Source organism: Streptomyces sp. ISL-66, assembly GCF_018614135.1.
Classification (GTDB): domain Bacteria; phylum Actinomycetota; class Actinomycetes; order Streptomycetales; family Streptomycetaceae; genus Streptomyces.
In genome coordinates this window covers 30025-42058 of the sequence record NZ_JAGGOW010000029.1, presented here as the reverse complement: position 1 = coordinate 42058, position 12034 = coordinate 30025, and the positions used below count along the sequence as shown (strand labels likewise).

The window sequence follows — 12034 nt, the reverse complement described above, 5'->3', positions numbered from 1 at the left end:
GGGATCGTCCGTCTGGTGGATCGTGCCGGTGGATCGTGCGGCCGGTGGATCGTGCCGTTGGATCGGCCGTGCGAAATGCGGGTGACGGGGGCCTGGCGGGGCGGGATCATAGGGGGCATGCCTGGTCCCCATGTCATCCGCGGTTCCGTCGTGCTCCCCGAGGGCGAGCTCGCCTGGCGCTTCTCGCGGTCCTCCGGACCCGGGGGCCAGCACGTGAACACCTCCGACTCCCGCGTGGAGCTCCTCTTCGACCTCGCGGCGACGAAGTCGCTGCCGGACGTGTGGAAGGAGCGCGCGCTGGAGCGCCTCGCGTCGCGTCTGGTCGACGGGGTGGTGACGGTACGGGCCTCCGAGCACCGCTCGCAGCTGCGCAACCGGGAGATGGCGCTGGTCCGGCTGACCTCGCTGCTGGCGGAGGCGACGGCGCCGCCGCCGAAGGCGCGCCGGGCGACGAAGATCCCCCGGGGGATCAACGAGCGGCGGCTGCGCGAGAAGAAGGCCCGCGGCGAGACGAAGCGGGGACGCACCGCGCGGGACTGGTAGCCCCCGCCGGGGACCCGGGCCGGGGCTACGGCTACGCGCCCACCGGCCCACTCGCCACCGCATACGCGCCAACCGCCCACCGGCTACGTACCTACTACCGCACCCGCTACCGCACCCACTACCGCACTCGCTACGGCGCCAAGTGGCGGTAGCGCCCGCGGAAGTACGTCAGGGGCGGGGAGTCCGGCGACGGCTGGGAGGCGCCCAGGACGCGGCCGATGACCAGGGTGTGGTCCCCGGCTTCGACGCGGTTCTCGGTTCGGCATTCGAGTGTGGCGAGGGCGTCGGTCAGGATCGGGGCGCCGGAGATCTCGCCGCGCGTGACGGGCATGTCGGCGAAGAGCAGGCGGTCGCTGATGCGGCCCTTCATGGAGAACCGGCTCGCCACCTGGACCTGGTGGTCGGCGAGGACGGACACCGACCACAGCGGCTGCTCCGCCAGCAGGTCGTCCATCCGGGAGCCCTCGCGCAGGCTGACCAGGACCAGGGGCGGGTCCATGGACACGGACATGAAGGCGGTCGCCGTCATGCCGACGTCCTCGCCGGCCCGGCCGCCGGCCCGCAGTGGGGGTTCGGTCGCGGTGATCAGGCAGACGCCCGCCGCCAGTCGGGACATCGCGGCCCGGAACTCGTCGTTGCTCACTCCCTCAGGATGGGGTGCGGGATGGGGAAGCATGGTCGCGGGGGTCGTGTTCGGCACAGTGGGGACGCTACTGTCGCCCTCTTGCGCGGCACATCGGGCTCAGGTCTGAGCCGCGCCCCCGCCCCTCGGCCTAGGCCCAGGCGTATCGTTTGCTTCCGGGAACGAACCGGAGTGACAAGGGGAGCGCTCCCAGTCGGCGCGGGTCCGGAGCGGGTCCCAAGGCACCGCTTTATTCATCTCATGTGACTTGAGTCACACAGGGCAAGATTTGTTGACCCTGTGTACCTGCCGCACAGCTCACTGTGATTCAGTGGACGGGACACCGCAACGAAACGCCGATGCCAAACCTGGAGTTGCTGTCGAGGTCTCGGGGAGAGCGAGCAATGGAGACCGAGTCGGAGCCGTACGTCCGTCTTGCGACCCTGCGTCAGCTGCACCAGGTGGTGGCCGAGCTCAATACGGCCAGGAGCCTGGCTGACACCCTGCAGACCGTCGTGGACGGCATCGTCGTGGGCCTCGGCTACGAACTCGCCTGTGTCAACCTCGTGCGCCCGGACGGAGATCTCGTCGTCGCCGCCTTCGCGGGCGACCCCTCGGCCGAGGCCCTGATCACCGGCCGCGTCGGCTCGCGACCCTCCTGGGAACGTCGTCTGACGATGGGTGAGAGCTGGGACGGGCTGCGCTTCATCCCGCACACCGAGGGCTGGGTCCTCATGGAGGACGACGTCCCCCAGTGGCATACCGAAGGCCCCGATCCGCGCTTCGAAGACGAGTGGCACCCCGAGGACCGGCTCTACGCACCCATGTACGCGTCCGGCGGCGAGCTCCTCGGCGTGATCTCCGTGGACCGGCCGCGCAACGGGCGCCGGCCCGGCGCCTGGGGCCGCGAAGCACTCCAGATGTACGCCTTCCAAGCCGCGATCGCGATCAGCAACGCCCGGCTGCGCGCGAACATGCAGCGGGCCCTGGTGCGGCTCGAGCGCGAGCAGCAGGCGCTGCGCGCGAGCGAGGAGTCGTTCCGCCAGGCCTTCGAGTACGCGCCCAGCGGGATGGCCATCGCCGAGATGGGCGGTGACCAGCACGGCCGCCTGCTGCGCACCAACGACGCGCTGTGCCGGCTGCTGGGGCGGCCCGCCTCCGTGCTGCGCCGGTACTCCTTCTCCGACCTCGTCCACCCCGAGGACATCGGCACCCTGCTGCGCACCTCCGCCGAGGGCGGCCGGGCCGAGCTGCGGCTCGGGCGGCGCGACGGCACGTATGTATGGGTCTCGCTGCGCAACTCCGTCGTCGCGGACGCCGCCGACGGGCCCCGCTTCCTCCTCACCCACGTCGAGGACATCGAGGAGCGCAAGCGGCACGAGCTCCAGCTCGCCCACCGGGCCAGCCACGACTCCCTGACCGGCCTGCCCAACAGCGCCGAGCTGCGCTCCCGGCTCGGCGCCAGGCTCTGTCGCCTGCCGCAGTCCGTGCGCGCCACCGCCGTCGAGGCGCTGGACGCCGCCTTCGAGACGCGGCCCGCGGCGGGCGGCGGCTCCGGCGAGCACGGCTTCCGGCCCGACGGCTTCGCCGACCCCTTCGAGTTCCCCGGCGGCCCGGCGGGAGCGGGCGCCGCCGGCGCGGGCCCGCACGGCGGGGGCGGCGGCCCGGGCTCCGCCGGGGTGGGCCCGTACGAGCACCACGTGCACACGGTGGCGCCCGCGACCGACGTCGACGACGGTACGAAGGGGCTCGCGGTGCTCTTCTGCGACCTCGACGGCTTCAAGTCGATCAACGACCGGTTCGGGCACCACACCGGGGACGCGGTCCTGATCGAGGTCGCCCGGCGCCTGACGACCGGCGTCAGGGACGGGGACACCGTCGCCCGGCTGGGTGGTGACGAGTTCGTCGTCCTCGCCGACGGACTGGGCGCCGCCGACGCCGCCGACCTCGCGGTCCGGCTGCGCAACGCGATCATCCCGCCGATCCGCGTCGACGGCCGCGCGGTCCGTGTGGGAGCCAGTTTCGGCATCGGATGGGCGAGCTGCGGCATGTCCGCGGACGAGGTCCTGCGCTCCGCCGACCAGCGGATGTACATCGAGAAGCGGTCCCGCTCGAAAGCCCACCGCCGGGCCGGGTGAGGTCGCGCGGCACCCGTGGGTGCACGTGTTCGGGGTAGGCTCGCCGCGGTCGAAAGGAGTGACCTGCGATGACGACGCCCGCGAACAACAGCCCGAACGGTGGGGCGAAGAAGCCCGAGGACGACGATCCGTTCGGCTACCTCTACGCGGACGGCCAGGCCGCCGGAGCCACCCCGCCCGGCCAGGGCGGCGGGTACGGCTACCCGGGTGCCACGCTCGGCGGTCAGTCGGGCGCCGCGCAGCCGGGCGTGCCCCGGACCTCGTACAACCAGGTCCGCACGGTCGGCGACCGGCCCTACGGCGGCCAGCGCGGGCAGGTTCCGCCGCAGCAGCAGCCCCCGGCCTACCAGGCGCAGTACCAGGCCCCCGAGGCGCTCCAGGCGGCGGGCGGCTACGGAGTTCCCCCGCAGCCGCAGTACACCCAGTCGTCCCCGCTGCCGGGCGGCGGCGGTCACGGCGGCGGTCACGGCGGCGGTGGCGGGTCCAGCCGCAACGGCATGCTCATCGCGGCAGTCGCCGTGGTCGCCGCGGTGGCGATCGGCATCGGCGCGGCGGTGGCCTTCGGCGACAAGGACAAGGGCGAGAAGGGCAAGGACAAGGCGAATCCGGGCGCCGGCCAGCCGTCGGCCCCGCAGTCCCCGTCGGGTAAGCCGAGCGACTCGGCGTCGCCGAAGGTCGAGCTGCCGAAGGGCGACGCGGGCGGTCCGGGCATGGTGATCAGCGGCGGTGCGTCGCTGATGAACGCGGTGCCGGGAGCGAAGAGCGCGAGCGGCCAGTACGTCGGCAACTTCAACCAGCCGGGTGCCGGGGTGACCTGGACGCTGGATCTGCCCAAGGAGGGCACCTACCGGCTCTACGTGCGCTTCGGGATCCCCGGCGAGGACGCGAACGGCACCCTCGCGGTGAACGGCAAGCCCAACAGCTCGCCGTTGAACATGCGCAACTTCGCCAATTCGCCCAAGGGCGACTGGGAGAAGGGCTGGCAGACCACCTGGGGACCGGTGACCCTCAACAAGGGCACCAACACGATCAAGCTGTCGTGCGAGACCGGCAACAAGTGCCAGGTCAACATCGACCAGCTCTGGCTGCAAGAGGGGTCCCCGAACCCGTAGCCAGGGGCCGCCCGCCGGTCCTAGCCCGCCGTGACCTTCACCGACCCCCGGACCTCCTCGTAGGTGCGGGGGTCGAATTCTCCCGCCGTCGGGGCCGCGACCGTGGCTGCCGAGAGGGCGACCGCGCGGGTCAGGCGGGCCGGCCAGTCCAGGCCTTCGGTGAGGGCGGAGAGCAGGCCCGCGACGGCGGAGTCGCCGGCGCCGGTGGGGTTGCCGGTCAGGGTCCGGGGCGGGGCGGCCTGCCAGGTGCCCCCGTCGTCGGTGGCGGCGAGCAGGCCGTCCGGGCCGAGCGAGGTGATCACCGCGTGGGCCCCGCGGCGGCGGGCGTCTCGGGTGGCGGGCAGCGGGTCCCGGGATCCGGTCAGCTCGGCGAGCTCGGCGGCGTTGGGCTTGATCATGTCCGGGCGGGCGGCGACCCCGCGCCGCAGGGCCTCCCCGCTGGTGTCGAGGAGTACGGGTACGCCGGCCGCGCGGGCCGCCCGTACCAGGTCGGCGTAGGCCCCGACCGGGACGCCCGGGGGCAGGCTGCCGCACAGGGCCACCGCGCGGGCGCCGCCCGCGAGCAGGGCCTCGTAGCGGGAGCGCAGCCGCGACCACTCGGCGGCGGTGATCAGCGGGCCCGGTTCGTTGAACTGCGTGGTGTCGCCGGAGGCCTCGTCGACGACGGCGAGGGTGCGGCGGGTGGTGCCGGCGCAGGGGAGCAGTTCGTCGCGCACGCCGGGGGTGCCGGCGAGCAGTTCTCGTACGACGGCTCCCGTGCGGCAGCCGGCGAAGCCCGTCGCGGTCACCTCGTGGCCGAGCGCGGCCAGGACGCGGGCGACGTTGAGGCCTTTGCCGCCGGGGCGTTCGGTGACGTCGGTGACGCGGTGGGAGGCGTGCGCGTGCAGGCGCGGAACGCGGTAGGTGACGTCGAGTGCGGTGTTGAGCGTCACGGTAAGGATCATGGCGGACCCCGGTCTCGGTGTGTGCCGCCGGTTTCCAGGACGGCAGCATGCCAAACGGAGGGCGGTCGGCCCGGTATCCGGGCCGACCGCTGCTTCTCTCAGCCCTGTGCCGCGACCGGTTCGACGATCCATTCGCCGCGGCGCATGACGCCCTTGACGTCGAAGCCGGCGTCGAGGACGACGAGGTCCGCGTACTTGCCCGGTTCCAGCGAGCCGACCCGGTCGTAGAGGCCGATCAGCTTGGCCGGGTTGGCGGAGATCGCCTGGACCACGGATTCGACGGGCAGCTTGTCGATGGTGACGGACCTCTTGAAGGCGGTGTCCAGGGTGAGGGTGGAGCCGGCGATGGAGCCGCCCTCGACGAGGCGGGCGACGCCCTGCTTGACCTCGACCTCCAGCGGGCCGAGGTGGTAGGTCCCGTCGCCGAAGCCGGCCGCGTCCATCGCGTCGGTGATCAGCGCCACGCGGTGCGCGCCCGCGTGGTGGAAGGCCAGCTCCAGCATGGCCGGGTGCAGGTGGGTGCCGTCGTTGATCAGCTCGACGGTGACCCGCTCGTCCTCCAGCAGCGCGGCGATGGGACCGGGGGCACGGTGTTCCATGCCCGGCATCGCGTTGTAGAGGTGGGTGGCCACGGTGGCGCCCGCGTCGATGGCCTCGCGGGTCTGCTCGTACGTGGAGTCCGTGTGGCCGATCGCGGCGATGACCCCGTGCTCGGCCAGCAGCCGTACGGAGTCCAGGCCGCCCGGGAGCTCGGTGGCGAGGGTGAACATGCGGGCGGCGCCGTGCGCGGCGTCGATCAGCTTGCGGACCTCGGCCGGGTCGGGGTCGCGCAGGAGGTCCTCCTTGTGCGCGCCCTTGCGGCAGGGGTTGATGAACGGCCCCTCGAAGTGGATGCCCGCGATCTCGCCCTGCTGGGTCAGTTCGGCGAGCAGTGCGGCGCGGCGGGCCAGTTCGTCGAGGTCCCCGGTGACGGTGGAGGCGACCACCGTGGTCGTGCCGTGCTCGCGGTGGGTCCGTACGCCCTTGAGGACTTCCTCGGCGGTGCCGGAGGTGAAGGAGGCGCCGCCACCGCCGTGGTTGTGCATGTCGACGAAGCCGGGGACGATCCAGTGCCCGGAGAGGTCGAGGACGGGGGCGTTCTCGTGGGCGCTGCCGGCGATGCGCTCGCCGTCGACGATGAGGCGCCCGCCCTTCACCGTGCCGGTGGGCAGCACCACGCTGGCACCGGAGAGAACGGTACTGCGGCCCACGTGTGCGCTTGCGGACATCAGGCAGGTACCTCCGTGGCGAGTAGATCCCAGGCGAGCAGCCCTGCGCCCAGGCATCCGGCGGTGTCCCCTAGGGCCGCCGGAACGATGTGGGGCAGCCGCTGGAACGTGACGCGTTCCTCCACGGCCGTCCGCAGTGGTGTGAACAAGGTTTCCCCTGCCTCCGCCAACCCGCCACCGATGATCAGCGTGCGCGGGTCCAGCAGGGTGATCGCGGTGACCAGGCCGTCGGCGAGCGCCCCGATGGCGGTGAGCCAGACCTCTTCGGCCGCGGCGTCGCCGGACACGACGGCCTTGGCGCAGTCGGCGGCGTCGGCTTCGGGGTCGCCGGAGGCGGCCGCCCAGGCGCGGCTGACGGCGGAGGCGGAGGCGAGGGTCTCCAGGCAGCCGTGCTGGCCGCAGCCGCAGGCGGGTCCGCCGGGGCGGACCACGATGTGGCCGATCTCGCCGGCGTAGCCGTGTGCGCCGGCCTCGATGCGGCCGGCGATGCCGATGGCGCCGGCGATGCCGGTGCCGAGGGGGACGAACAGGAAGCGGTCGGCGCCGCGGCCCGCGCCGATGCGGCCCTCGGCGAGTCCGCCCGTGCGGACGTCGTGGCCGAGCGCCACCGGGATGCCGCCGAGGCGTCTGCTGAGCAGGGCGCGCATCGGTACGTCGCGCCAGCCGAGGTTCGCCGCGTAGACGGCGATCCCGTTGTCGGCGTCGACGATGCCGGGGACGGCGACACCGGCGGCCGAGGCGGGGCGGCCGAAGTGCTCCCGGCCGAGGTCGAGGAGCTCGGCGGCGAAGTCCTGGATCGTCTCGACGACGGCTTCGGGTCCGCGTTCGCGGCCGGTGGCGCGGCGCGCTTCGTGGAGGAGGCTGCCGTCGTCGGCGACGAGGGCGGCCTTCATCCCGGTGCCGCCCACATCGAGGGCGATGACGTGTTTCACGGGTTTCACGGGTGACAGTCTCGCGTGCTCGGAGGGGAAAGGTCTAGTCCACTGAGGGGATTGTTGAGCAGCCATACAAATTCGGGGCCGGTTTCGGGGGCCCGGCGTGCGCACGGCGTGCGGGCCGTGTGCACGTTCAGGGCCGGATGTTGACGAGAGGGGGTGGTGGTGTAGACCTTTACGCGAAGCGAACGGAACAACCTGGGGTGGAAGAGAACTGTGAAGGCCCGATACCTGAACCTGGCCGCATCCGGCGTCGCGCTGTGCCTGGCCACCGTGACGCTGAGCGGCTGCGGAGCCGTCTCGAGCCTCACCGGTACCAACGAGGTCACCCTGCGGGTCGTGGCGGCCGACTACGGAGACAATCCGGAGAACTCCTCCAAGGGCTACTGGAAGGACCTCGCCGCGTCCTTCCAGAAGACCCACCCCGACATCAAGATCCAGGTCGAGGTCTACTCCTGGTCCGAGGTCGACGCCAAGGTCGCCGCGATGGTCAAGGACGGCAACGCCCCCGACATCGCCCAGATCGGCGCCTACGCCGACTACGCCGCCGAGGGCAAGCTCTACTCCGCCGACGAACTGCTCTCCGTACAGACCGAGGCCGACTTCCTCGCGCCGCTCGCCGAGGCCGGCAAGGTCAGGCGCGTCCAGTACGGCCTGCCCTTCGTGGCCAGCACGCGGCTGATGTTCTACAACGAGAAGCTGCTCACCGACGCCGGGGTCATCGGCAAGGACGCCAAGGGCCCCTGGCAGCCCAAGAGCTGGACCGAGCTGGAAGCGGCCGCCAAGAAGCTCAAGGCCGCCGGAGTCGCCACCCCCTTCGCGCTGCCCCTGGGCCGCGAGGAGGCGCAGGCCGAGACGATGCAGTGGATGCTCGCGGGCGGCGGCGGCTACAGCGACAACGAAGAGAACTACTCGATCGACTCCGCGGACAACGTCAAGACCTTCGAGTTCCTGCGCGACAAGCTCGTCGGAGCGGGCCTGACCGGCCCCGTGGAGCCGGCCAAGCTCGACCGCCAGGCCGCCTTCGACTCCTTCACGCGCGGCGAGGTCGGCATGCTCAACGGCCACCCGACGCTGATCAAGCAGGCCGCGGCCAAGGGCGTGAAGTACGGCATGGTCCCCATGCCGACCGCCGACGGCACCGAGCACTCGACGATGGGCGTCGCCGACTGGGTGATGGCCTTCAAGAACGGCCACCCGAAGGAGGCCGGGAGCTTCCTGGACTTCCTGTACGAGCCGGACAACCAGACCGCCTTCACCGAGAAGTACGACCTGCTCCCGGTCACCACCAGCGGCTACCGGCAGACGGAGGCCGCCAGCGGCGCCTCCTCGGCGCAGCTCAAGACCTTCCTGCACGCACTGCCGAACGCGCGGCTGTACCCGGTGGGCAAGAAGTCCTGGGCGGGCGTGAGCGAAGAGGTCAAGAAGAGCATCGGCACGAGCGTGCAGCCGGGCGGACAGCCGGGGAAGGTCCTCGGGGACATCGCGGACGCCGGGCGCAAGGCGGATTCGCGCTGAGCGCGACCGACCGCCGCGGCGGCCGTGAGGCCCACGGCCGGCCGGCGGGCCGCCGCCGCCCGGTGGGTGTCGGTGCGCGGCGTTAATCTGGCCGTATGACGGACGAGGGGCGGCCGGCGGCCGGGCTGACCGCGGAGGAAGCGGCGGTGCTCGCGTACGAAGCCCGGACCTGGCCCGGCCCCGGCGCCAAGGAGCGGGCCATACGGGAAGGACTGGGGATGCCCCCGGTCCGCTACTACCAGCTGCTCAACGCTCTGATGGACGATCCCAGGGCGCTGCGGCACGCGCCCGGCACGGTGAACCGGCTGCGGCGCATCCGTGAAGCCCAGCGGGCCAGGCGGTAGCGGGGTGCCACGTGCCGTAGCCGTGGCCCGGCAGGCCCGTTAGGGTCGACCGTATGGGGAGCCGTCCGCACGACCTGCCGATGCCCGAAACCGCCGCCGGACGCGAGGGCCTCGAAGCCCTCCTGCGCGCACCGCGCCGCTCCGTCGTGGCCCTCGACTTCGACGGCACGCTCGCCGAGATCGTCCCCGACCCCGACCAGGCCCGCGCCCACCCCGGCGCCGTCGCCGCGCTGTCCGCGCTCGCGCCCCAGGTCGGATCCGTCGCGGTCGTCACCGGCCGGCCGGCCGGGGTCGCCGTCCGCTACGGGGGCTTCGCGGGGGTCGCCGGCCTGGAGCACCTGGTGGTCCTCGGCCACTACGGAGCCGAGCGGTGGGACGCCGTGACCGGCCTCGTGCGGTCTCCGGCGGAGCATCCGGGAGTGGCGGCGCTGCGCGCCGAGCTGCCCGGCTTCCTGGACGCGATCGGCGCCTGGCGCGGGACGTGGATCGAGGAGAAGGGCCGGGCCCTCGCTGTCCACACCCGCCGGGCGGAAGACCCGGAGGCCGCCTTCGCGGCGCTGCGCGAGCCCCTGGAGGGGCTGGCGGCGCGGCACGGACTGGTGGTCGAGCCGGGCCGGGCCGTGCTGGAACTGCGGCCGCCGGGGATGGACAAGGGCGTCGCCCTGACGGAGTACCTCGCGGAGGTCGGGGCGCAGTGCGTGGTGTACGCCGGGGACGACCTGGGGGACCTCGCGGCGTTCTCGGCGGTCGAGAAGCTGCGGGCGGGAGGTGTGCCGGGGCTGCTCGTGTGCAGTGGCTCGGCGGAGGTTCCCGAGCTCGCCGCCCGGGCCGATCTGACGGTGTCCGGGCCGGCGGAGGTCGTGGGGTTCCTGGCCGCCCTGGCCGGGGCGATCGCGGCTGCGTCTTGATGCGTTGATCCGGGTGCGGGGTGTGCCGCTGCGCGGAGCCCGTCCCCTACCCTCCCTTCCACCGTTCCCCGGGCTCCGCCCGGACCCTCCTGGGGCTCCGCCCCGGACCCCGCGCCTCAAACTCCCCCAGCTACCGCTGGGAGGGGCCCCCTGGCGGGGCTGAAAGATCCAGGCCCGTCGGCGTTCGAAGCGCGGGGCGCCCCGGGCTGCGCTCAGTCCCCCGCCGGGTACGGAGCTAGAGGCGGGCCAGTTGGGCCGTGAACCAGGCTGCCGGGGGGAGGGCCGTGGCGGCCGCGGACAGGCGTTTCGTGCGCTCCGCGCGCTCCGCTTCCGGCATGGACAGGGCCGCGTGCAAGGCCTCGGCCGTCTCCGTGACGTCGTACGGGTTCAGCGTCAGCGCGTCCCCGCGGAGCTCCTCGTACGCCCCGGCTCCCGTCGACAGCACCAGCACGCACCCGGCCTCCGAGACGACCGGGATCTCCTTCGCCACCAGGTTCATCCCGTCCCGCACCGGGTTCACCAGTGCCACGTCCGCCAGTCGGTACGCCGCCAGTGAGCGCGCGAAGTCGTCCTGCACCGAGACGAGCACCGGCTGCCAGTCCGGCGTGCCGAACTCCGCGTTGACCGAGGCCGCGAGTTCCGCCACGTCCTGCGTGTACGTGCGGTACACCGTCAGGTCCTGCCGGGACGGATAGGCGGAGGCCAGGTGGACCACCCGCCCGCGCCACTCGGGGTGGGTGGTCAGCAGCTCCCGGTACGCCAGCAGGCCGCGCAGGATGTTCTTCGACAGCTCCGTCCGGTCCACGCGGACGATCGTCTTCAGGCTGCCGACCTCCGCCCGCAGCGCCGCCAGCTTGTCGTTCACCTCGGGCCGGTTCGCCAGCGAACGCAGCTCGTCCCCGTCCACCCCCAGCGGGAACACCGCCACCGGTGCCTCGGCCCCCGCGGAGGCCGTGAACTCCCGGGCCCAGGCCTCGGTGTGGAAGCCCACCAGGTCGGCGCCGAGCATCCCCCGCAGCAGCTGCTCGCGGATGTCGGCCGGGAGCAGCCCCAGGTAGGCCGGCGAGGCCCAGGGGGTGTGCGTGAAGTGGCCGATCCTCAGGTCCGGCCGCAGCTCGCGCAGCAGTCCGGGGGCGAGGGCCAGGTGGTAGTCCTGGATGAGGACCTTCGCGCCCTCGGCGGCCTCCTCGGCCAGGGCCCGGGCGAAGGCCTCGTTGTACGTGACGTACGACTGCCAGCGCTGCCGGAACCGCGCGTCGAAGACGGGCTCGCGCGGGATGTCGTAGAGGTGGTGGTGCAGGAACCACAGCACCGTGTTGGCGATGCCGTTGTACGCGTCGTCGTACACCGCCGGATCGATGTCGAGCATCCGCACGCCCGGCTCGGCCACGCCCCGCCGTACGGCCTCCCGGTCCGCGTCCGAGAGCGCCGTGCAGATCCACAGCGCATCCGGTTGGTCCGCTAGGGCGGCGGAGAGTCCGGAGACGAGGCCGCCCCCGCCGCGGCGGGCACTGAGCGTGCCGTCCGCGGCGAGGACGTACGAGAGCGGGCCGCGATTCGCGGCGACGAGTACCTGAGAAGCCATGCGGCGAACCTAGCCCGCCTCGCGCGCCGTCAAACGTCGGCGCCCGCGCGTCCGTCCGGCATACCGGGACGAAGGCCACCCCGCCGCGCGCCGTCGGGGTGGCCGCGGCGCGGGCCG

Annotated in this window: 11 protein-coding genes; 6 read left to right on the top strand and 5 right to left on the bottom strand. The window is 72.9% G+C overall.

From position 1 onward, the window contains the following. Positions 1-117 precede the first annotated feature (117 nt). Positions 118-543, top strand: a complete 426-nt coding sequence (gene arfB / locus J7E97_RS05745) for an alternative ribosome rescue aminoacyl-tRNA hydrolase ArfB (protein ID WP_215023025.1) — start codon at positions 118-120, stop codon at positions 541-543. Between the two features lie 130 nt (positions 544-673). Here arfB and J7E97_RS05740 read toward each other — a convergent pair whose 3' ends face one another. After that, positions 674-1219: a flavin reductase family protein gene (locus tag J7E97_RS05740; protein ID WP_215023130.1), complete on the bottom strand. Its 546-nt coding sequence runs from the start codon at positions 1217-1219 to the stop codon at positions 674-676. Between the two features lie 350 nt (positions 1220-1569). Between J7E97_RS05740 and cdgB the strand changes: the two genes are divergently transcribed. After that, positions 1570-3303 carry a diguanylate cyclase CdgB gene (gene cdgB / locus J7E97_RS05735; protein WP_215023015.1) on the top strand — a complete coding sequence of 578 codons (1734 nt, stop codon included), beginning with the start codon at positions 1570-1572 and terminating at the stop codon, positions 3301-3303. Positions 3304-3371: 68 nt separating this feature from the next. Beyond that, the gene (locus tag J7E97_RS05730; RefSeq protein ID WP_215023006.1) at positions 3372-4415 is read left to right on the top strand and encodes a CBM35 domain-containing protein; all 1044 of its coding nucleotides are present in this window, start codon (positions 3372-3374) and stop codon (positions 4413-4415) included. 20 nt (positions 4416-4435) lie between these two features. On the opposite strand, the gene J7E97_RS05725 is transcribed toward J7E97_RS05730, so the two are convergent. From J7E97_RS05725 to J7E97_RS05715, 3 genes are all read right to left on the bottom strand, one after another. Next, positions 4436-5359 (bottom strand): 1-phosphofructokinase family hexose kinase, encoded by a 924-nt coding sequence (locus J7E97_RS05725; RefSeq protein WP_215022998.1) that lies wholly within the window; start codon positions 5357-5359, stop codon positions 4436-4438. Positions 5360-5457: 98 nt separating this feature from the next. Next, positions 5458-6627, bottom strand: a complete 1170-nt coding sequence (gene nagA, locus J7E97_RS05720; RefSeq protein WP_215022995.1) for an N-acetylglucosamine-6-phosphate deacetylase — start codon at positions 6625-6627, stop codon at positions 5458-5460. Next, positions 6627-7559, bottom strand: coding sequence for an ROK family protein (locus J7E97_RS05715; RefSeq protein ID WP_215023128.1), 933 nt, complete (start codon positions 7557-7559; stop codon positions 6627-6629). The genes nagA and J7E97_RS05715 overlap by 1 nt, the downstream gene beginning before the upstream one ends. 219 nt (positions 7560-7778) lie before the next feature. Between J7E97_RS05715 and J7E97_RS05710 the strand changes: the two genes are divergently transcribed. The 3 genes from J7E97_RS05710 to otsB all read left to right on the top strand — a co-directional run bounded on the left by J7E97_RS05710 (position 7779) and on the right by otsB (position 10332). Next, positions 7779-9080, top strand: a complete 1302-nt coding sequence (locus J7E97_RS05710) for an extracellular solute-binding protein (RefSeq protein ID WP_215022993.1) — start codon at positions 7779-7781, stop codon at positions 9078-9080. 95 nt (positions 9081-9175) lie between these two features. Then, a complete protein-coding gene (locus tag J7E97_RS05705; RefSeq protein WP_215022991.1) occupies positions 9176-9424 on the top strand; it encodes a DUF3263 domain-containing protein in 249 nt (82 codons plus the stop codon). A 53-nt stretch (positions 9425-9477) separates the two neighbouring features. Then, on the top strand, positions 9478-10332 hold the full coding sequence (gene otsB / locus J7E97_RS05700; RefSeq protein ID WP_215022989.1) for a trehalose-phosphatase: 855 nt from the start codon (positions 9478-9480) through the stop codon (positions 10330-10332). 235 nt (positions 10333-10567) lie between these two features. On the opposite strand, the gene J7E97_RS05695 is transcribed toward otsB, so the two are convergent. Further along, the gene (locus J7E97_RS05695; protein ID WP_215022987.1) at positions 10568-11917 is read right to left on the bottom strand and encodes a trehalose-6-phosphate synthase; all 1350 of its coding nucleotides are present in this window, start codon (positions 11915-11917) and stop codon (positions 10568-10570) included. Positions 11918-12034: the final 117 nt, after the last annotated feature.

Coding starts and splice junctions, on each gene's coding strand:
- cdgB (WP_215023015.1), top strand. CDS start 1,570: ATGGAGACCGAGTCGGAGCCGTACGTCCGTCTTGCGACCCTGCGTCAG.
- nagA (WP_215022995.1), bottom strand. CDS start 6,627: ATGTCCGCAAGCGCACACGTGGGCCGCAGTACCGTTCTCTCCGGTGCC.
- otsB (WP_215022989.1), top strand. CDS start 9,478: ATGGGGAGCCGTCCGCACGACCTGCCGATGCCCGAAACCGCCGCCGGA.
- J7E97_RS05740 (WP_215023130.1), bottom strand. CDS start 1,219: ATGCTTCCCCATCCCGCACCCCATCCTGAGGGAGTGAGCAACGACGAG.
- J7E97_RS05725 (WP_215022998.1), bottom strand. CDS start 5,359: ATGATCCTTACCGTGACGCTCAACACCGCACTCGACGTCACCTACCGC.
- J7E97_RS05705 (WP_215022991.1), top strand. CDS start 9,176: ATGACGGACGAGGGGCGGCCGGCGGCCGGGCTGACCGCGGAGGAAGCG.
- J7E97_RS05695 (WP_215022987.1), bottom strand. CDS start 11,917: ATGGCTTCTCAGGTACTCGTCGCCGCGAATCGCGGCCCGCTCTCGTAC.
- J7E97_RS05730 (WP_215023006.1), top strand. CDS start 3,372: ATGACGACGCCCGCGAACAACAGCCCGAACGGTGGGGCGAAGAAGCCC.
- arfB (WP_215023025.1), top strand. CDS start 118: ATGCCTGGTCCCCATGTCATCCGCGGTTCCGTCGTGCTCCCCGAGGGC.